Annotated in this window: 12 protein-coding genes; 8 read left to right on the top strand and 4 right to left on the bottom strand. The window is 44.9% G+C overall.

All coding sequences use genetic code 11. The features are described 5' to 3' along the window. Window positions 1–119 precede the first annotated feature (119 nt). On the bottom strand, window positions 120–1,889 hold the full coding sequence (locus tag FK220_RS14645) for a glycoside hydrolase family 36 protein (protein WP_152575087.1): 1,770 nt from the start codon (window positions 1,887–1,889) through the stop codon (window positions 120–122). 770 nt (window positions 1,890–2,659) lie between these two features. Here FK220_RS14645 and FK220_RS14640 point away from each other — a divergent pair. The 5 genes from FK220_RS14640 (at window position 2,660) to FK220_RS14620 (ending at window position 15,958) form a co-directional block, all read left to right on the top strand. Next, entirely contained in the window at window positions 2,660–5,773 is a 3,114-nt protein-coding gene (locus FK220_RS14640; protein WP_152575086.1) for a SusC/RagA family TonB-linked outer membrane protein, read from the top strand. Between the two features lie 28 nt (window positions 5,774–5,801). Beyond that, the gene (locus FK220_RS14635) at window positions 5,802–7,331 is read left to right on the top strand and encodes a RagB/SusD family nutrient uptake outer membrane protein (RefSeq protein WP_152575085.1); all 1,530 of its coding nucleotides are present in this window, start codon (window positions 5,802–5,804) and stop codon (window positions 7,329–7,331) included. 305 nt (window positions 7,332–7,636) lie between these two features. Continuing rightward, window positions 7,637–11,137, top strand: a complete 3,501-nt coding sequence (locus FK220_RS14630) for a VCBS repeat-containing protein (RefSeq protein WP_166204935.1) — start codon at window positions 7,637–7,639, stop codon at window positions 11,135–11,137. 2 nt (window positions 11,138–11,139) lie between these two features. Continuing rightward, window positions 11,140–14,646, top strand: a complete 3,507-nt coding sequence (locus FK220_RS14625) for a VCBS repeat-containing protein (protein ID WP_166204933.1) — start codon at window positions 11,140–11,142, stop codon at window positions 14,644–14,646. Then, window positions 14,630–15,958 carry a vanadium-dependent haloperoxidase gene (locus FK220_RS14620; protein WP_238719037.1) on the top strand — a complete coding sequence of 443 codons (1,329 nt, stop codon included), beginning with the start codon at window positions 14,630–14,632 and terminating at the stop codon, window positions 15,956–15,958. The genes FK220_RS14625 and FK220_RS14620 overlap by 17 nt, the downstream gene beginning before the upstream one ends. Window position 15,959: 1 nt before the next feature. Here the strand turns inward: FK220_RS14620 and FK220_RS14615 are convergent, their stop codons facing one another. Further along, window positions 15,960–16,973, bottom strand: coding sequence for a GntR family transcriptional regulator (locus FK220_RS14615; RefSeq protein WP_152575081.1), 1,014 nt, complete (start codon window positions 16,971–16,973; stop codon window positions 15,960–15,962). Window positions 16,974–17,417: 444 nt separating this feature from the next. Then, window positions 17,418–17,750 (bottom strand): single-stranded DNA-binding protein, encoded by a 333-nt coding sequence (locus FK220_RS14610; RefSeq protein WP_152575080.1) that lies wholly within the window; start codon window positions 17,748–17,750, stop codon window positions 17,418–17,420. A gap of 565 nt (window positions 17,751–18,315) precedes the next feature. Here FK220_RS14610 and FK220_RS14605 point away from each other — a divergent pair. The 3 genes from FK220_RS14605 to FK220_RS14595 all read left to right on the top strand — a co-directional run bounded on the left by FK220_RS14605 (window position 18,316) and on the right by FK220_RS14595 (window position 21,253). Beyond that, window positions 18,316–18,627, top strand: a complete 312-nt coding sequence (locus tag FK220_RS14605) for a hypothetical protein (protein WP_152575079.1) — start codon at window positions 18,316–18,318, stop codon at window positions 18,625–18,627. Between the two features lie 632 nt (window positions 18,628–19,259). Beyond that, entirely contained in the window at window positions 19,260–20,552 is a 1,293-nt protein-coding gene (locus tag FK220_RS14600) for a serine hydrolase domain-containing protein (protein WP_152575078.1), read from the top strand. Between the two features lie 95 nt (window positions 20,553–20,647). Beyond that, window positions 20,648–21,253 (top strand): hypothetical protein, encoded by a 606-nt coding sequence (locus tag FK220_RS14595; protein WP_152575077.1) that lies wholly within the window; start codon window positions 20,648–20,650, stop codon window positions 21,251–21,253. A gap of 72 nt (window positions 21,254–21,325) precedes the next feature. Here the strand turns inward: FK220_RS14595 and FK220_RS14590 are convergent, their stop codons facing one another. Continuing rightward, window positions 21,326–22,579 (bottom strand): NAD(P)/FAD-dependent oxidoreductase, encoded by a 1,254-nt coding sequence (locus FK220_RS14590; RefSeq protein ID WP_152575076.1) that lies wholly within the window; start codon window positions 22,577–22,579, stop codon window positions 21,326–21,328. Window positions 22,580–22,757 lie beyond the last annotated feature (178 nt).

The following is a 22,757-nucleotide window of genomic DNA, read 5'->3' as shown; positions in this document are numbered from 1 at the left end:
AGCGTCTAAAATAGCACATCCAATTTTATTGGTGGCATTTTTTGCCCAAGAAAATAGTTAAATGATTTTGCACATCCACAGCGTCGGAATGAAACTAGGCGCTCAATTGCCATATCCGGCTAGGTGTTCTTTCTAAGTTGTACCATTCCACATGGGGGTACCCAGATTTGAACCAATCCTTTGGAAAGACTGTACAGCCCTTCCGAAACAACAGTACCTTGGCAATCATAAACAACCCCCAGATAGCTACCAAAATCGGTCACGCAATGTACCGTCAATCGGTCTGCAATCTGTGCGTTCAACAAATGCAAATGGATGTCGACATGCTCAAGGGTGACGACATATTCATCGTATACTCCAATGATAGTGTAAGCCCCTTTGGCAACTTTCTGGATAGGATAATTGGCCAGGGGTTTCCGCGGGACGAAATCACCCGATGTCAGTTCCTTGCCATGGGTATTCCAATAGCTGGTATAGAATCGAATCATAGTCCGATGCGATGCCGGGAGATCTTGTAGCATCACCGATAACTGCGGAACCCCGAACAAGGTGTTCACTAATTGAAGTGCGGCGACTTCTACCGATTCCCCGGGATGCCAGGTAATCATATCCCCATGAACAGCAGTATCCCCGGCAAGCATTCTAATATCCGCAATCCGTACCCGATTCATGGTAGCATCCCCCGGACAATCAAAAGCACGGAACATATTGCCATATTTTCGCATCGCCGGACCAATATATTTTTGTCGAAACTCGATGAATATTTCCGGATTGATGGCGCGAAGTGTACTCATGACATCGCTCATCAAACGGTTTACGGCCTCATTGATAGAAGCATAGTCACGACCATTATCGCGCCCAAGAGGAGTATCTTGATATAAACGGAAGTCATCGATGAAATCGAGCTTGAACCCATCCAGTTTCCATTCTTTCAAAGCATTTTTGTATACGGAAATGAGATAGTCCCGTACTTCGGGATAACGGGGATCGAATACCGGTGCCCAACGATGATCCTCTGTAAGGAACTTGCCCTTGAACCTTTGGTAAGCCTTCGATTTCTTTCCACAAAAAGGCACAGAATACCAGAGGGCGACCTTCATCCCCAATGAATGAAGGCGATCAATATAAGTAGCCATCCCTGGAATTCCTTCGGGATGCCAATCACCGGTAAAGTCATAGCCGCGATTGGTATCCTTCGTTTGCCACCCATCATCGATGATGACCGCTTTATAACCCAAATCATGTGCTAACCTACACTCCTCGTGCAGCACCTCTAAATCCAGGTTTTGATGAAACTGGTACCACGTGGAGTAGAGAGGCTTCTTTGCAATCGCTGGCACATAGGCCGGTTTTAATGGTTCAAAGCCTTCCCACCATTTTGAAACCGCGTCGAGTGCCTTTGAAAAATGTGAGTTACTATAATCCAAACGCAGCTGTATTTTAAAATCGGTTATAGGCTGTTCTGGCTCGGAAAAGAAAGTGATATGGTAATGAAAGTGCTTGTCCTCCTCTCGCAATCTGGCATTCAATTCCAAGGTGCTGATGGGGTCTGAACAGGCGAAGGTGAGCAAGTTGCTGTCATCGTTTCCAAAAAGTCCAATGACGGGGGCATCAACGGATATCCTGGATTGCATATGATCTAGCTCCCAATCGGCTTGGATGCGTTTTGAAAAGTCAGCGGTCGGTTTCCAAACCCCCTTCACATTAAAAGCGGGCACTTTCCAACCTAACGTAATAGGTTTCGGATAAAGGGGTGCCTCCGAAGAAACTTGAAAATCGTATAAGACTACATCATTGACTTCATATACCTTGGTCAAGATGGTTTCAACACCGGCTTGGACGCCAAGAATATCGATATCGGATACGGCGGTAGCCAATGTGCGGGTCATATACTTGTTTTTCGATGCAAACGTACTCATTGTATAGCTTATTGCGGAGACATCTTTCTGGCGACGGGGAAATTTTTCTTAATTTGACGAAAGCCAAGCAATCAACATCACTTGGCTTCGTCAAACTACATAACTAACTCAATTCAAAAAATCATTTATTGTTTCTCCACCCTTTTCCACTAATGGCATACCAACCAAAAAATAACGCCACCATTAATTTGAAAAACACTGTCGCCTAATTCTAAAAGGGTCTGGAAAACCAGATCCGATTTTCTTAGTGGACCGGTAACAGGTCTATGTAGTGTGTAATATACTATGATATACTATGCTATTTATCAAAACTGTCCGCAAATATAGAATAATGAATTAAATTTAGTTAAAAAAATGATATTTATACTAAACCTGGGTACAAGTTAAACAGTTCTCTATAGGCTAATCGTATGTTTTGTAACTTCAAGTGACCGGAAACTCCCCCAAAAGAGATAGGTTGCGACCAAAAGAATCAACTGCTACAATATCGAACCGCTACCGTTTGAAACGTATTCTGACGAAAAGATTTTTGAATAAGAAATGGCATAATTAAAACTATGGATTATTCAGGCTAAAGGTTACTTTATTACCATATTATAATTTTTCAAGTGAAAATTTTTAAAGGATTGATTTTTTTATAGTACATTTGATTAGTAGCATAGTGTATCATAGTCTATAAAATATGACATGTTGTTCTACAGACCCTAGCAGTAAGATTAACTAACTTAAACTATTTGATTATGGAACAAAGCTTCTCTAAGCAGGATAGATTGAAGGCTCTCTACCTCACATTTATCCTGGCTCTTTTATTTGGAGTACATTCAATGAATGCCCAAACCACGATTTCGGGTACGGTTTCCGATTCACAGGGGCCATTGCCCGGGGCGAGTATCGTAGTTAAAGGAACGAATACGGGGGCAGTTTCCGATTTTGACGGAAACTATTCGATCGCTGTCCCCGAGGACGCAAATACCCTGGTATTCTCTTATGTAGGATACGCCACACAGGAGGTAGCCATTAATGGACAATCGACCATCAATGTTACCCTGGTCGAGGATGCCGAGGCATTGCGCGAAGTAGTCGTTGTCGGGTATGGTACCCAGCGAAAAGCGGACCTGACGGGTGCTGTGGGGTCCATCGGAGCGGCGGAGATTGTAAAGCAACCCATTGTAAGCCCCGATCAAATTTTGGCAGGGACAATTTCTGGAGTCAACATTACAAACCGAAGCGGTGATCCCGGTGCTCCCGTAAGTGTGAATATTCGTGGTGTAGGAACCTTGAGTGCCGATGCGAATCCACTTTATGTTGTCGACGGTGTGCCGCTTGTAGGAACCAATAACATAACCGTAAATACCTCTTCTACAACGGATTCCAATCCGCTGGCCAGTATTAATCCAAGCGATATTGAATCGATCGATGTTTTAAAAGATGCCGCCTCGGCCGCTATCTACGGGGCAAGAGGAGCCAATGGTGTGATTATCATAACTACGAAAAAGGGCACTAGAGGAGATCCAAAAGTCACCTATGATGGTTATGCATCCATCGCCACGGTGAGGGAGCAATTAAGTGTCCTCGACGTTGAACAGTACATATCCATTCAAAGTGAGCTCGGTAGGGATTTTTCCGCGTTTAGTGGTCAACCTTTCGTAGATTGGCAGGATGCTATTTTCAGGGATGGATTTGTACAAAACCACAATGTCGGTGTTAGCGGTGGGGGCGAAAACGGAACATACTACATTTCCGGTTCGTTTTTGGATAATGAAGGTATTCAAAGAGCCCAGGCATTTGAAAGATACTCCCTAAGGGTCAATACCGAGTTCAAAATCGGAAAACGATTAAAATTCGGCGAATCGCTACAGATTAGTCAGTCCGATCGCCTCACCCAAAGCGAGGGAGCCCTCAACGCAGGTCTCAATGCAGCATTGAACGCACCGTTCTTTCAGATTTTCGGTGACGGTCCGTTGGGATATAATCTATCAAATCCCGATACCAGGGGAGCTGCCGGAGGTACTTCAAACCTGGTTCAATTAACCGATACCAGGATTAACAGTACTACTATTCAAAATCGCAAAGTGTTGGGCCATTTCTTTGGCGAGTGGGAAATCATAGATAATCTGAAGCTCCGCCCTTCTATCGGTATTGACTATAATGTAGGAACAGGGGATTTCTTTCAAGCCGAAACTACGCTAGACGGAAACTCGCCACGACAGTCCTTGTTGGTTCAATCCCGCCCCATAGAATTGACAATAACCACCGGGGCCACCCTGTCTTACGATAAAACCTTTGGCGACCATAATATCGGGGCACTCCTCGGCTTCGAACAAACAAAATTTAGGTTTGACAAGGTACGCCTACAGGGACGAAATCTTTTCAACGACAACTTCGCAGCCAGTGGGACCGCCGTCGCCGGTGCCAACGAAGCGGATCTCTGGACCCTTCAAGGTATCATCGGACGTTTAACCTATAATTACAAGGGTAAGTATTTGGCCACTGCCAACATTCGTCGTGACGCTACCTCAAAATTTGCAGAAGACAACCGGGATGGTGTATTCCCTTCCATATCGGTTGGTTGGAGAATTTCCCAGGAAGATTTCATGAGCGAACTAGATTTCTTGGACGATCTCAAATTAAGAGTGGGCTATGGCGAACTGGGCAACCAGAATTTAGGGGACGGTACGGCAAACACATTTCCCTTTCTCACCACTCTGAACAACAATATCTTCTATGTGCTCGGTGACGGTCAGGGAACCGTGGTAGGTCCGGCGCCCACCACCTTTGCGAACCGTGCTATCGGCTGGGAGACCTCGAAACAAATTGATATTGGCCTTGACTTTAGCTTGCTAAAAGGTAAAATTACAGGGGTTTTTGATTACTACAAGAAAACCAATGAGAACGCATTGGTTCAACTTCCGTTACCTTTTACCAGCGGGTTTTTCCTTCCGGCACCTACGAACGCCGGAGAAATCACCAACTCTGGTATTGAATTGGCTCTCAATTACCAAAATAAAATTGGGGATCATTTTGAGTATGGAATCGGTGCTAACTTGACGACCGTAAAAAATACGGTCCAAAGTCTCGGTCCGGTAGAGCAGATTATTGCGGGTGTCGGGGGTGCCCAATCACACAGAACGATCGTTGGGGAGAGTTTGGGTCATTTTTTTGGCTACAAGACCGATGGCCTCTATCAAAATGATGCGGAAGTGGCCGCCGCCTTGCCTGATGCCAATGGAACACCTTCCCCAGGTGATATCAGATTTGTAGATATCAATGGGGATGGTCAGGTGAATGCCGATGACCGAACTTTCTTGGGTAGTCCGTATCCTGGTTTTTTCTATGGTGTCAATTTGCAGGCCAAATACAAAGGTTTCGATTTTTCAGTGTTGTTGAGAGGTGTCGGAGATCGTCAAATTTATAACTCCTCCAGAATTACTTTGGAAGGCATGGTAGGCACCAACAATTTCAGTACCCAGGTGGTAAACAGATGGAATGGGGAAGGCTCTACAAACTCAAGTTCCAACCCACGGCTGGCTCCCGGAGATCCAAATCAAAACAATCGACTTTCCGATAGATTTATCGAAGATGCCGACTATTTGAGAATTCAAAACATTCAGTTGGGATATACGCTACCTCAAGATCGGCTGCAAAGCTGGACAGGGGGTTTTATCTCAAACATGCGCTTTTTCGTAAGTGCCCAAAACTTGGCTACCTTCACGGGATATTCGGGATTTGACCCAGAGGTCGGTAGGGCGCAGAGCTTCCAAAAGGGAAACAACCCGCTTGCAACAGGTCAGGACGACGGGCAGGCACCGCTGCCAAGAATTGTCCAACTCGGATGGTCGGTTAGTTTTAAGTAAAATTGTTATATTAAAAGAAAAAGGTATTATGAAAGCAAAAATTTTAATTCTTACAGCAATCCTCTCCTTGGTGACGTTCTCATGCAGCGATGAATTGGACCTACAGCCTTTGGACAGTATCACAGTGGAGTCATTTTATAAAACCAGGGGTGATTTTGACGGGGCTATGTTTGCTGCCTATTCGTCTATCCAAGATTTCTGGGGCACCAGTACCGAAACGCTATCCGAAAGAGGTGAGTTTTGGAAGTTATCGATGGTCATTACCGATGATGTTGCCGCCGACCCCGTGACCGCGGCCGGCGACCAAATATCCCTTGATATCGATAATTTGCAATTGAGGGCTGCGGATACCCCCTATGCAGCGGTTTATACACAGATTTATGAGGGGATTTACCGGACAAATCTGGTATTGGGAAATTTGGATGCCGAAAATGAGTTGACCGCCGAGGACAAAACGGTTCTGGAAGCAGAGGCGAAATTTTTGAGAGCTTGGTTTCACTTTCAAGCACTCAAAATGTTCGGCACCCCGCCTATTGCCGATAAAGTATTGACGGATATCAATGATCTTGCATTGCCCAATGCAACGCAGGAAGCCCTTTACGACTTCATATTGGCAGATTTTAACACCGCGGCCTCGGGTTTACCAGAGTCTTGGGATTCGAGCAATACCGGTAGGGCCACTTCTTGGGCGGCGAAATCATTTATTGGCAAGGTGAACGTTTTTAGGGAAGACTACCAAGCCGCGATTACGGCTTTTGAAGACGTGGTCAACAATGGACCATATAGTCTGGTACCCAGCTACGAAGATGTCTTTGCCTTTACCAATGAAAACAATTCCGAATCTATTTTTGAGGTACAATATGGTGGACCACAATCGGATGACAACCTTTGGGTTTTTGATGATACACATTCGGAGAATTTCAAAGCTTCCCAAGGCACAGGTAGGGGATGGTATTGGGATGCTGGTAATGGAGCGCCGGGCGGTAAATTAGGCTGGTGGGCACCTACGCAGGATTTGGTAGATGCTTTTGAGGAGGGTGATGAAAGACTCAGTACCATCCTCTATCAAGATGGGGATACCTATTTTACCACTTTCACTTCACTACCCTACGACATTACTTGGTCATCTACCAACTATACCCTCAAGAAATACCGAGGCGAAGTAAATATCGACCCCGCTAACCATGCGCCCAATCAACAGGCCGATTTTAACAACGAGCGCTGGTTCCGCTTCGCAGAATTGAAATTATTATACGCTGAGGCTTTAATCCTTGGTGGCGGGGATTTGGGGCTCGCAAGAACCCAAATTGATGACATCAGGCAAAGGGCCGGTCTTGCTCCCACCACTGCGGCCGATGGGGACTTATTGATGGCCATGATGCAGGAAAAAAGGGTGGAACTGGCCTTGGAACCGCATCGATGGTTCGATATCGTACGTTGGAATTTGGGCGCCACCATTTTCGGCAGTGCTTGGAACGACAACTATAACGTATTCCCGTTTCCTCAATCCGAAGTAGACCGCTCCGGAGGGCTATTGACCCAAAATCCCGGATACTAGAAAACGAACTAGGGGCCTTCGTCCGCCGTCCGTGTGTCGCCATAGCCTTAGCGGAGGCACAAACGGCTACGTGAAGGAGTGACAAGCCCACGAGGTATTAAAAGGAATTAACATAGATTCCGACCCAGGCCTGGCCTGACACCTGTCGTAGGGACGTCGGAGCATTTAAATCTCGTTTATCGAGTAAAATTTTGTAGTTTGTTAAGGGGTCTAATAGACCGTTGGGAATCCAATCTTTTATGAGATTGGATTCCTTTTCTTTAACATGTAGTTGTTATATTCGTTTTATGCTCCAAACCAGAATAATGAGGCGACGACCATTTCATTTTCTTATACCCCTTGCACTAACCCTGGTAGGCTGTAAACATATTGCGGATACTTCGTTCAAGGAAATGTCACCATCGACTACAGGGGTAGATTTCAGTAATACCCTTGTTCTAGGGGGCAATCCCTCAGTGCTCGAGTTCGAGTACATGTATAACGGAGCAGGAGTCGCCGTCGCAGATTTTGACCAAGATGGCTTGCAAGACCTATATTTTACGGGAAATATGGTCAGTAACCGTATGTATCGCAATCTGGGTGACTGGAAATTTGAGGATGTTACCAAATCGGCCAGGGTCGGGTCCGAAAACTGGTCGAACGGTGTTTCCATCGTAGATATTAACCAAGATGGTTATCCCGATATCTATGTATGCAAGGGTGGGCATCGCGGTTCAACCGGAGCCGAACGTGCCAACCTCCTCTTTATCAACAACGGAAACAAAGGGGGGCGACTTGGCTTTACCGAAGCTGCCAAGGAATGGGGCCTTGCAGACGAAAGTTATTCGGTGCAAGCGGCTTTCTTCGACTACGACGGCGACGGTGACCTGGACATGTACCTTTTGAGCAATGCCTTGGTCGATTTCAATCGCAATACCCCCAGACCCAAAGACCGCACCGGGAAAGCCCCCTCTGCCGACAAACTTTTCCGTAACAATGGCGATAACACCTTCACCGATGTTTCCAAGGAAGCAGGAATTTTAATCGAAGGGTTCGGTCTAGGGGTCGAAATATGCGATATGAATACAGATGGTTGGCCCGATGTATATGTTTCCAATGATTTTCTAACGGATGACCTTCTCTATATCAATCAAAAAGACGGGACTTTCTCGAACGAGGCCTCGTCTTACTTTAGACACCTGACTTTTAATGGAATGGGCAACGACATTGCCGACATCAACAATGATGGCCATCCGGATGTCGTGGTCTTGGACATGCTTCCGCCCGATAACAAACGCTGGAAGCTCACCATGATGGGCAATAATTACGACGAATTCCAAAACAGTATTTCCGATGGATATCAGCCCCAATACATCCGCAATACCCTTCAGTTGAACAATGGAAACGGTTCCTTCAGCGAAATAGGGCAAATCGCAGGAATTTCAGCGACCGAATGGAGCTGGAGTCCTCTTTTGGCCGACTACGATAACGATGGCCTCAACGATCTTTTTGTGACCAATGGCTATCGCCAGGACATTACCAATCTCGACTTTATGGTCTATGGCAACAATGTACTCACGATGGGAACGGAAGAAGCAAATAGGGAACAACGATTGAACGAGTTGAACAAACTACCAGGAATCAAGATACATAATTTCATGTTCAAAAATAAGGGGGACCTAAGCTTTGAGGACATCACCGAGGAAAGCGGATTCTCAAAACCCACCTATTCCAATGGCGCCGTTTATGCCGATCTGGACAATGACGGGGATTTAGACCTGATCATCAACAATATCGATGACCCGGCCGGTCTCTACCAAAATACCGCGGAAGGTGGAAACGACAACTACATCCGATTCCGTTTCGAAGGAAAAATGCCTAATAGGCAAGGGATAGGAAGTCAAGTGGAAATCTTTTACCAAGGAAAACGACAGAAAAAATACTATACCCCTTACCGTGGTTATTTGTCGACCGTGGAGCAGGCACTTCATTTTGGCCTGGGAGCCACCGCCCGGATAGACAGTCTAAAGGTCATTTGGCCAGATGGAAAAAAGCAAAAAATAGGTCCTTTACGGGTTAATCAAGAGCTGGTTCTGCGTTACCAGGATGCACGAACTGCCCCGAACATAGCCGAACCGACCCGAATGACCACGCTGTTTCACGCGTTGGACAGTATTGGACTCGATATCGCCCATGTTGAAAACGAATTTGTCGATTATAAAATTCAACCCCTTCTACCACACATGCATTCCCGCAATGGCCCGGGTATAGCGGTCGCGGATGTAAACAATGACGGTTTGGAAGACATGTACGTAGGGGGCGCAAGAGGGCAGTCTGGCAGCATTTTACTACAACGACCCAATGGCTCATTTGAACAGAATGCAATGGCCGAAACCGAGACCGAAGATATGGGCACCCTATTTTTCGATGCCGATAACGATGGCGATCAGGACTTATATGTGGTCAGCGGGGGTTCGTCCCTTCCGAATAACGATTCGTTATACCGAGATCGGTTCTATCAAAATAGCGGCTCAGGAATATTCGTTTTGTCGGATGCGCTTCCAAAATCGTTTGTAAGTGGTTCGGTGGTCGCCGCATCGGATTACGATAAGGATGGCGATCTCGACCTGTTCGTGGGGGGTCGCATACGGCCAGGGGCATATCCCCTGCCGTCTGCAAGCTGCCTTCTAAAAAACCATAGTGCTGACGGCACGATTAAATTTGAGGCCGATCCGCAGCCCGTTGACCTTGAATTTGACGAACTCGGCATGGTTACCGATGCCATTTGGACCGACTTTAACAACGATACATGGCAAGACCTAATCGTTATTGGGGAGTTTATGAAAATTCACCTATTTGAAAACAAACAGGGAATACTGAATGAGATTACAGATCAAACCGGCCTTGAACATACTACTGGATGGTGGAATAGCATCAGCTCGGGTGATTTCGATAACGACGGCGATACCGATTACATCCTCGGAAATCTAGGGTTAAATAGCCGATATAAGGCAAGCGCCAAAGAGCCTTTATGTGTGTACGCCAGTGACTATGACAAAAACGGACAGATCGATCCGGTGATGTGCTACTATATTGATGGAGAAAATTATCTTGCCCACTCACGAAACGACCTCATCGATCAAATCAATGCCATGCGCATACGTTTTCGCACTTATTCCGATTATGCCGAAGCAACCTTTGAAGAGTCGTTCTTAAAGGAGGAGCTTGCCGATGCCTATGTTGTGAAGAGCGAGACGTTCGCCAATTCTTATTTAGAGAATCTGGGGTCAGGCAAATTCAAACTGTCCGAATTGCCCATGAAGGCACAAATAGCACCGATCTATGGGATGCTCATAAAGGACTATACCAACGACGGCAATCTGGACATACTGGCCGTTGGTAATTTTTACAGTGGGGAAGTCTTCTCGGGCCGCTATGATGCCTCCATTGGTTGGCTACTAAAAGGTGACGGAAAAGGGGGCTTCTCATCGGTCGATGTTTCCGAAAGTGGATTCTTTGTGACGGGAGATGCCAAAGGAATGGTAGCGCTGCAAACCGACAAGGGTCCGCTGACCGTGGTGGGCATCAACGACGGTACATTGAAGGTTTTCTTAGGCCCTAAAACGAATAGAACCTACACGCCCGAACAAAATGAAGTTGGTGCGCTTATAGAATTCAAAGATGGCAAAAGACATAAGGTAGAATTTCACTACGGCGGAGGATATCTTTCGCACTCCAGTCGTACGCTTCAAATACCTGCAGATGCCACCTCGGTGAAAATCATTGATAGCAACGGGGATCAAACGGAAATACTGCCTATCCTATGAAGATGTTCAAAACATACCTGCTTATTGGTTTGGCGATACTAGCGGGTGGGTGCAAACAAACTAAACCGCAACGTTTTGAACTATTACCAGCCTCACGAACCGGAATCGACTTCCGAAATACTATCATTGAGAACGACAGCATCAATGTATTTCAATATATGAATGTCTATACGGGAGCTGGTGTGGCAGTAGGGGATATTGACAATGACGGCCTTGTAGATGTCTATTTCGGTGGAAACATGGAGTCGGGTAGACTATATCGTAATTTAGGGGATTTTAAGTTCGAGGATATCACTGCAACATCCGGATTATTGAACAACAGATGGGAAACGGGGGTTACCATGGTCGATATTAATCAAGATGGTTTTCTAGACCTTTATGTGTGCGTTTCCGGAGGTGGCAAGATTTCGGAAAGAGCCAATTTACTTTATATCAACAATGGCGATTTGACCTACACGGAAAAAGCTTCCGAATACGGCTTGGACGACACCCGGCAAAGCATGCATGCCGCCTTTTTCGATTATGACAGAGATCAGGATTTGGATATGTATCTACTGGTCAACCCGGCGGCCTACGAATATAAGGTAAATGTGAGTAAACCGAGGGAGCTCAATGGCCAATCTGTAAGTAATGATCGCCTGTACCGAAACGAGGGGGACGGAACTTTTGTCGACGTCTCCTTGGAAGCGGGGATTTTAGTTGAAGGGTATGGCCTGGGAGTAGGTATTTCGGATATCAATGGCGACGATTGGCCGGACATCTATGTGTCAAACGACTTTATTGGAAACGATATTCTTTATATCAACCAAAAAGATGGTACGTTCAGAGACGGGATTACCGAACATATCAAACACACCTCCTATGCCGGCATGGGTAACGACCTGGCCGATATCGATAATAATGGGAATCCTGATATCATGGTGCTCGATATGCGTCCCGAAGACAACAAAAGACAAAAATTAATCATTTCCTCGACCGGTTATGACCGGTTTCAATTGATGCTGAAAGCTGGCTACAATCCGCAGTACAGTCGCAACACTTTGCAGATAAACCAAGGTGGTGGAAAATTTAGTGAAATCGGGTTTTTGGCGGGAATCAGCAGCACAGATTGGAGCTGGAGTCCTTTGTTGGCCGATTATGACAATGATGGCCATAAAGATCTTTATGTGACCAACGGGTTCCTACGGGATTTAGGTAACTTGGATTACATACACTACCAAGGTATCTATGACAATCCATTGGGGACCGCCGAGGCAAAAATCGAACAAAAAAAGAACTCCATAAAAGAGCTTCCAAAGGCAGATTTGGTCAATTATTCCTTTAGAAATAAGGGGAACATGACCTTCGAGAAAGTATCCGAGGAATGGGGATTTGACAAAAAAAGCTGTTCAAACGGAGCTGCCTTTGCCGACCTGGACAATGATGGGGATCTCGACCTTTTGGTCAATAATGTAGACCAACCCGCCTTTGTTTACAGAAATTTAAGTGAACAGAGACCAGGGAACAATTTTTTAAGACTGGCACTAAAAGGAAAAGTCGGAAACCTTCAGGGTATCGGGACAAAGGTTAAAATTACCACAGGTAACACAAACCAATATTACCAACATTTTCTAAGCAGGGGGTACGAGTCAAGTGTAGACCCCACCATACATTTCGGATTGGATACTTTATCCACCGTTGATCTTATCGAAGTCTGGTGGCCCGACGGAAGCTATCATTCAATCAAAAAACAACCTGCCAATCAACTGCTGATCATCGACCAATCGGAAGCTTCCCAACGGCGTCCCATTCAAAATCCGACCAGGGAACCGCTTTTTGTGGAGGTGACCGACAGTCTAGGAATCGACTTCTCCCACCAGGAAGACGAACTTGTAGATTTCAAGCTACAACCCATACTTCCACATATGCACTCTCGAGGCGGTCCGGGTATCGCGGTGGCGGATGTGAATGCGGACGGATTGGAGGATTTTTTTATCGGGGGGGCTTTCCAGCAGTCGGGGCAACTCTTTCTACAGAAACCGGAAGGAAGTTTTGAACCCAACCACGTTTTTGATGACCAATATGAAGACATGGGCGCATTATTTTTCGATGCGGATGGCGATGGGGATAAAGATCTATATGTAGTCAGCGGCGGTATCGCCCCCTCTGACTTTAACCCCTATCAAGACCGTCTGTACCTCAATGATGGGCAAGGGAATTTTTCATTGGGCGAGGCCCTCCCCTTGATAACCTCCAGCGGCGCCTCCGTTATCGCTTCCGATTATGATAAGGATGGTGATTTGGATTTGTTCGTAGCAGGTCGAATCGACCCGGGAAATTATCCGATGCCTGCCAAAAGCTATCTCCTGGAAAATCGTTCCGATGGAAATCCAGCTAATTTAAAATTTGTGGATATTAGTGACACGATCACGGATTGGGAGCAACTTGGCATGGTCAGTTCCGCACTCTGGACGGATTATGACCAGGATGGTTGGACCGATTTGATCGCAGTAGGGGAATTTATGCCCATTACTATTTTCCGAAATGAAAAGGGACACTTGAAACCCCCTGACCAGATTATAGGACTAGAAAAATCGGAAGGTTGGTGGAACAGTATCAATGGAGGCGATTTTGACCAAGACGGCGATACCGATTATATTTTGGGCAATCTTGGACTCAACACCAAATACCGTGCTACAGCCGAAGAACCCCTCTGTATCTATGCCAATGACTATGACAAGGATGGACGCCTGGATCCCGTGATGTGTTATTATATCGATGGCGAAAATCATCTGGCCCATTCCAGGGACGAGATCATCGGCCAAATCAATGCGATGAGAGGCCGATTTCGCACCTATGAATCCTACGCGGAAACCTCTTTCCAAAAATCGTTCTTACCGGAAGAGTTGGAAGGAGCCTATGTCGTAAAAAGCCATAATTTTGCCAATAGTTATCTAGAAAACCTTGGGCAAGGGCGATTTGAACTACAATCGTTACCGCTAGCCCTGCAGACCGCTCCAATAGAGGGAATCGTGGTAAAGGATATAGATGGTGACGGAATACAAGACCTTCTACTCACCGGAAACTCATATGCCACCGAGGCGGCAACAGGACGATACGATGCCATGATGGGTAGTTTCCTCAAAGGGAAGGGCGATGGAACATTTGAAAATATCGAATGGGAAGCCAGTGGCTTTTTGAACGATTTGGATGGTAGCGGCCTGGCCGTCATGCAAAGCGCTCGAGGAGGATGGTATGTCTTGGCAGCCAACAATGATGGTCCGTTAAGGATATTCGAGTCCAATGTCCAAAACGCTGCACGAAAGGCCATTGCTATTGATGGCGATGCACAATTTGCCAACGTAATGCTACATACTGGAAAACAGTATCGAATGGAGTTCTACAATGGTTCGGGCTATTTATCACAAAGTACCGGAAGCTTTACCGTCAACGACCTTATCAAAGAGATTGCGATTACCAATGCAAGAGGAAACACCAAAACAGTGTATGCAGATGAAACGATTCAATAAGTTTGGTATTATTTTAATACTGGCACTATCGGCCTGTAGCCCTAAACACGATCTACAAAAACTTGATGCGTACTTCGAAAATGGGCTGTCGCGCTACAACCGGCAACTAACCGAGGTCATCGTAGCGGATATTTTTACGCCACCGGTGGCCAGCCGTATTTATGCTTATCCCAATATCGCCGCATACGAAGGTATCCGTTTTCTTGATTCGACGAAGGTTTCCTTTGTAGGACAATTGAACGGCCTGGATACCTTACCCCTACCCGATAACGACAAAAATTACTATTATCCGTTGGTATCGATGGTTGCTTTTATGAATGTCGGGGAGGCCTTGGTGTATGATTTGGAAAGAGTAGATCAAGTGGAAAAGGAAATCCTCCAGGAAGCGAGGGAGCTTGGAATCGACAAGGAAATTTATGACAACTCAATCACATACGGAGAAAACTTGGCCGAAGCGATTCTGGGGTGGGCGGCCAAAGACGGATACCTGAGACGTACGGCTTTGCCACGATATAGCGTTACCGACGACCCAGGCCGTTGGCGACCAACGCCCCCGGATTATATGGAAGCGATAGAACCGCATTGGAATACCATTAGACCTTTTGTACTGGATTCCGCAAATCAGTTTGATCCGGGCATGCCGACCACTTTCGATAGTTCCGAAGGCTCCCGTTTCTATCAGGAGGCTATGGAAGTATATGAAACCGTAAAACAACTGGACACGGTGGAAATCGAGATTGCCAAATTTTGGGACTGCAACCCAAATATATCAACGACAAAAGGTCATGTAATGTACTTCCAACAGCAGATTTCCCCGGGTGGACACTGGATGCATATCGCCGCCCAAGTACTGGAAGAACAAAAAGCTGATCCTGTTTTAGCGGCGGAAACCATGTCTATGGTGGGCATCGCGGTGGCCGATGCGTTTATAAGTTGTTGGGATCAAAAATACCGGAGCCAACTCACGCGTCCAGAGACTTTTATCAATGAATATATCGACCCGGACTGGATGCCCATACTACAGACCCCGGCATTTCCGGAACATACTTCGGGTCATAGTGTAGCCTCCAATGCCGCGGCAACCGTGCTGACCCATCTATTTGGTAAGAACTATGCGTTTGTAGATGCCACCGAGGTCCCCTACGGATTACCCGTTCGCAGCTTTTCCTCTTTTCATCAAGCCTCCCAAGAGGCAGCCATTAGCAGATTATACGGGGGAATCCATTATCGTCCTGCCATTGAACTAGGAATCACCCAAGGACAACAAATAGGGCAGCACATCATTACAAAAATAAGGCTCCAAGAAAAGTGAATTACAGGGAACCCCGTTCTATAAGGTTTATGGGAACAATCTCGTGGGTAGGCTCAGGATTCTTAATATAATTAGCGGCCTTGATGGCCATTTCCTCGAAGTCTGCCGAGATGGTGGTGATGCCACCTGAAACAATTTCCTTTACAATATGATCGTCACAAGACAAAATACCAATATCTTTTCCAACCTTATAGCCATGGTTTCCACAATCCTTTAATACCTCCCATAAAAACGAATCTCCAATAAAAAAGTATACATAACCCCTTTTCAAGGATCCCCTTTCATACGTATTTTGAACAGACCCATCAATGTCAAAATCGTTGAGAAAATTTTCAAAGGCCTTAACTGTTCCCGTAGGATAATAACTTTCATCGGAAGCGATAAGCACCAACTTCTCGTAATTTGTTAGCTTGGGCAACAATTCAACAAGCCTGCTGTACATACTGTCTTCAAAAACCTGGGAAATATAGGAATAGGACTCAGGTAAGGAATAAAACCGATCAATAATCAATAATTTGGAAGGTTCAATGCCCATTAACAAGGGTCGAATCGATGGATCTGGAATAGGGGCTACAACATACATTCCATACTTACCCGTTATATTATTGAATATGGTTTCGAAAACGGCCACATTGTTATGATGGAAAAAAACATCTATTTGAAACCTTTTTCCCAGTTCTTTTCGGAAGGTATTGTAAAATTCCTCCTGGAATTTCTGAAACGCAAACAACAGTAGGGCCACCTTTAAGGTCACCTTCGTTTCTTGACTTATAATAAAATAGCCCTTTAACTTCTTTGACTCTACCAACCCCCTGTCCTTCAATTCTTCATAGGCCTTGACAATCGTCTTTCTAGCATATCCCAAATCGGCTACCATTCGGTTGATTGAGGGCAGCTGGTCGCCTGAAACCAAAATACCGGAATCGATAGCCTCAATTACCCCATGCACCAACTGTTCATGTTTTGAAAGTGTTTTTATGTTTTTTAAGTCGTTGATTTTATCCAGTAAGGACATAATGGGATTTTATATAAAATTCAAGCCCCTAATATTACAAAATATAAAGCTATTTACAGGGTTTAATCGTTGCAAATGCCCTATTTACGGGACAAGGCGATACATTTTGGTAAAATTGGCAAAAGTATTGCAGTATTTTAGTCGAAGACCATTACGTCATTTTCGACACACTTGGATGCCCATCGAATTTTCCAATAAGGTCGCCGTTCCTTGGCGTACCCAAAATAGGATTTACATCCGATGCATTGGATAATCGACCCACTGCCTGTTTTGCCTAATCGATTTCGTTAGTAGCAGGGATTTCCGCAAATTGAGGGCCTCTAAATGTATAATGGAGAGTACTTTTTTCATAAGGTTCCTAGTAAGACAAAGCAACCTGCCGACCTTGAAACAAGCGTCTGGCAGGTTGCCCATATGTGAAGATAACAATATACTAATGGGGTCCTACTTCCCCAACATCAACAGTTCATTACATTTAATTTCGGTGATGTATCGCTTTTCCCCTTCCTTGGTTTCATATGACCGGTGAACCAATTTTCCTTCAATGGCTACCTGTTTGCCTTTTACAAGATAATTCTCGACGATTTCGGCGGTCTTCCCCCATGCAACGATATTGTGCCATTGGGTGTCCTCCACTTTTTCCCCCTGGGCGTTCCTGTAACTCTCGCTCGTGGCGATGGAGAATTTGGCAAGCTTGCTACCATTGTCCAAGTTTACGATTTCTGGGTCTTGGCCCAAGTTTCCAATCAACTGTACTGAGTTTTTAAGTGCGTTCATACTAAATATTTTAATGTTAAACAGTTAATACTATCAAGCCTCCTTGACTTGACACTGCAAACCTATATCAGTGCCCAAATGGTATTCGGTTGGGAAGTACTTACTTTCGTTTGTAAACGTTTGTTGTCGTTTGTAAACGTATATGTAACTCATTATCAGAGGTTAACAGAACACTTGCACTAAAAGAAAAGTTTGGTTTCGGATAATTACTAAGGGAACTATATAGCTTATGGAACAAGAATAGCAGGTAGTTGGCCGAGTATCCCAGATGGTATTCTTTCTATTTTGAATACACATTTCAATAAATACCATCGGTTCTTGCCAACATCGAGCGCTTTAAAAACCGTGCCAATCATGTAATTTTCGTCCGTGTACGTTGAGAGGCCAAGGTTATCCCATCGAAAACACATTGAAATGAGACCCTTTTCAATTCGTATCCGATACTTGTTTTCATGGCTATGACTACCTTTGCAACAAGAAGTTTTTCATAGCATTCTACCTAATGACTACATTCTTTTTACCGTGCAAAATCCAGGAATTCAGGTGAACTAATTGAACTAATCATATGGGCGAAAAAAAGTATAGAATCTGCCAGAATTGTGGAACAACGAATTTAAATCGCGACTACTGTAAAAAGTGTGGAGAACTAATAAATATAAATCTTAAGAGGCGATTACAAAGAGAACAAAGTGCAGTCGAAAAGAAAGCCTCTATTGAAAAACGGCCAAAAAACCGTATCACCGTTTTCTTTGAGAAGGCGACAAAAAACGAAAATCCGCTCATACGCCTCACCGCTAAATTTTTCTATTCAATTTGGGTAATAATTATTGCAATAGGCTCATTTTTGGCATTTATCATTGGTTATGTGGCCGCTTAAAAATAAACCATCCAATGCTATCAAAATAAAGGGCGCTATCCTTTTGAAAGGTTGGTACTTTCCCTTTTTTGTTTCCCTGGCAACCTTCATTTATATCTTACAACAGGTCGGATATCCCCTCCCACAAATGGTCAATAACCATTTAAACGATTTCCTTTGTATGCCCCTTGTTCTTAAGACAATTCAAAAGGCAGCGAGTTACATCAAATCTTGTGACAAAATCACCCTTCCCCTACCTGCCCAAGTCATCGTTACAGTGCTGTTCTGTTTTTACTTTGAATGGTATTTGCCAAAAATCGAGTTCCGGTATACGGCAGACTGGCTCGACGTCGTCGCCTATTTTCTGGGGTTTGTTCTTTTTAATCTTTTGGAACGTAGGGGGAGGTGCAATTTCACTTAAGGGTAGGAATTTGCAGTTAGCTAAAGTAACCGCACAAACACTTTGTACTAATTGCCAAGAGGATGAATCCAAAACCAATCCTTCCCAAGTAGTGTCGCCTTATATTGATGATACAGTTGTTAAGACCATGTACTTACCATCCTCTCTAAATTTTTTTTGAAACGATTTTTTTTTACCTTGTTAAGCCTGGTTGACGGATGTCGTTTCCAAGTATTTTAATCAAAAAAACCTTATGCAAAATAGACTTGCAACCTTATTGTTATGCTTTTTTGTCTTTACGACAACGGCCCAAACCCCCTCGCAACAAAAATCACCCACACTTTCCGAAGCGGACCCGACCGAGGTAGGAATGTCTCCCGACCGTTTGGCAAAAATCGATGGCATGTTACAAGAAACCATCGATAAAAACGAACTCCCGGGTGCAGTGGCCCTTATCGCCCGGAACGGTAAAATCGTCTTTCACAAGGCATATGGAATGGCCGACAACAGCGCCAAAAAGTCCATGGAAAAGAATACGATTTTTCGCATCGCCTCCCAGACCAAGGCCATTACCTCCACGGCGGTCATGATGCTTTGGGAAGAGGGGAAATTTCGTTTGGACGACCCGATCTCGCAATACATTCCCGAATTTGGGGAAGCACAAATCCTAGACAGTTTTTACGAAACCGATTCTACCTACACCACCAAACCGGCAGAAGATCAAATAACCATTCGGGATTTGATTACCCACACTTCGGGTATTGGTTATGGTGTCATCGACGGCGACGAGCGCTTCAAAAAAATCTACACGAAAGCAGGTATTACCGATCTGTTTACAACCAAAAACATCAGTATCGAAGAAAGCGTAAAAAAATTGGCAAAACTTCCATTGCACCATAATCCAGGTGATCGATTCACCTATAGCGAAGGGCTCGACATACTTGGCTACCTCATCGAAGTAGTATCGGGCGTGCCCTTCGATCAGTTTTTAAAAACCCGCATCTTTGATCCCTTGGGCATGAACGATACCCGGTTCTACCTTCCGCCAGAAAAGTACGGCCGATTGGTCACCGTACAACACAAGGTAGATGGCGAGTGGCGGAAATATCCAATTACCTTCTACGATACCGACTATCCTATCAAAGGGGCCAAATGCTTTTTCTCCGGCGGGGCGGGACTTTCGAGTACTGCAAAAGACTACGCCACTTTTCTTCAAATGTACCTCAACGGGGGAGAACTCAACGGCACCCGGATTTTAAGTCGAACCACCGTAAGAAGTATAATGGGGAACCAGACCGGAGAAAAATTCACCGAAGGCACCAAACACTACGGTCTTGCGTTCGGCGTGGTCACCCTACAGGGGCAGGATGCGGGCGGTGAAGGCAGCGCCGGGACCTTCGATTGGGGCGGTTATTTCAATACACAATATTTCGCCGATCCCCAGGAGAATATCATCGGTATTTTAATGAAACAGACCCAGGGGGAGGTTAAAGACGATACCGGATGGAAATTTCGGCAGATGGTATTTGCTGCAGTAGATGACTGAAATAACTACGGTAATTTTTGTCTTTTTTTGAATGTTTCCGTTAACTTCAGTGCCTTAAAGACATTAACCAATAGTAAAATCAAACACATTATCCCATGAAAAAGCTAATTACTCTTTGTACATTCCTTGCTTGCTTCGCGGTACAGGCACAAAAAATGAAAGTCGAACAAGGCGGTTTCGATTTCATAAAAGGTCAAAAGGAAATCAACGTAGAATTCGTATACGACAACATGCGCTTGATGAAAGACAATCTCACCAATGAGGAATACGTGACCAATCGCTCGGCCGACCTCGAGGAAAAAGCGAGGGGAAAGGGAAAAACCTGGGAAAAAGCATGGGAAAGCAGCCCCACCCTCATTTGGCAGCCAAAGTTTCTCGAACTAATAAACAAATACCTGGGCAATGAACAAGACATTTACTTTGCCGAAGATCTTTCGGATACCCCGTATACCTTAATCGTAGAAACGGTATGGCTTTATCCCGGTTGGGATGCAGGGATTATGAAGCAGCCTGCGAAGGTGACGACCAATCTTAAATTCGTAGAGACTTCCAACAAGGACACTATTTTACTGGAGGTCAGTAGCAAGAATGCACCTGGAGATCAATGGGGCAATAACTATAGCAATGAAAGCAGGGTCGGGGAAGGCTATGCCAAAACCGCAAAGTCGTTGGCCAAACTCATTTCGAAGAAAGCATTTTAAATTCAGATAGAACAAAAAAACGGACCACTCGATTTAGGTGGTCCGTTTTTTTGTACATGGTTCGAACGATATTTAGGAATCAAGGGTCCTTTCCATCTCCATATCGGCGATGTGGGCCACGGTTTTGACCAAACGGTCATGGTTTTTTACAAACGGATTGCTAAGGTCCCAAACATAGCCGGCCAATACAGCACAAATCTGCGCTTTGATACCGGTGTTCACCGTACTATGGAAAAAGATTTTCTGCAGATTGCCTGTATACCATTCCTTTACATAGGTCGAAAATACGTTGACTCCGTACATAATATAATTGGTGTATTCCTCTTGCCAATTTACGGTTTCCCCTTTCAACTCCCTCGCGATCAATTGGGCCGACAAATGGGCAGATTCTGCGGCAAAAGTTACCCCGGACGAAAATACGGGGTCCAAAAACTCCGCACTGTTCCCTGTAAGCGCATAACCATTACCGTACAATTGCTTGACCGATGCCGAATAACTCTTAATCGTTCGGGGTTCAAAAAGATACTCCAACCCGTCGAAACGATCAAAATAATACGTTGAAAGCCTCATCATTTGCTGAAGCTTTTCCGTAGGGGTTCCTTCAAAGGAGTCCAAATATTCAATAGTACCTACATACCCTATACTACAATCCCCGTTCGAAAAGGGAATCACCCATAACCAGGTATCCGTATCGATTACATCAAAAGTAATCATGGTACCTTCCCGGCCTTTGGGTCTTCTGGTGTCTTTAACGTGCGTGAAAATGGTAGCGTGTTCGGGTATCTCGGAAGGCTTGTTCAAATCAAGTAGACGTGGCAATACCCTTCCCCATCCACTGGAATCTATGATAAACTTGGCGTCAATGGTGCTCAGGTTTCCGTTTACATCCTTCAGGGTGGTTGTCGAGGAGCCATCCTTTTCAAAATCAACTCCAACCACCTCTTTTTCAAAATCAATGGCTACACCCCATTTCTGTAGTTCATCAGTGAGGGTCATATCAAAATCGGCTCGAGGTACCTGCCAGGTCCAATCCCATCCATCCCCATGCTTTTCGCTAAAATCGAACTCGCAAATCTCTCCCTTGTTATTGATAAAGCGAGCCCCACTTTTGACTTCGAAGTTTTTGGCCTTCAAACAAGGTAGCAGCCCCACGGCATCGAAATGGTCCATACAGCGAGGGATTAGACTCTCCCCTATAACGAAACGTGGAAAGCGGTTTTTTTCGACTACCTTAATTGACAATCCCTGTTTATGAAGATAGGCAGCGGCCACTGAACCGGAGGGTCCGGCGCCTATAATCAACACATCAACATTTTCGCTTTGCATGAACTGGTTTTTAGCTGGTTACAAGTGACCGAGAAAAATGGTTTAATTACAAGGTATGCGACGGATAACTTTTACTTCATTCCTTTTAAAATTGGGGAATAGATTCACCAATTATTATAAATTTGCCAACCAAAATCCCTATTTTTATTTACTAAAGTATCACTTATACCCGACAGAA

This window comes from Pelagihabitans pacificus (genome assembly GCF_009371985.2).
Classification (GTDB): Bacteria; Bacteroidota; Bacteroidia; order Flavobacteriales; family Flavobacteriaceae; genus Pelagihabitans; species Pelagihabitans pacificus.
Note: the sequence above shows the minus strand (reverse complement) of the source record. Positions and strands in the feature narration are given on the sequence as shown.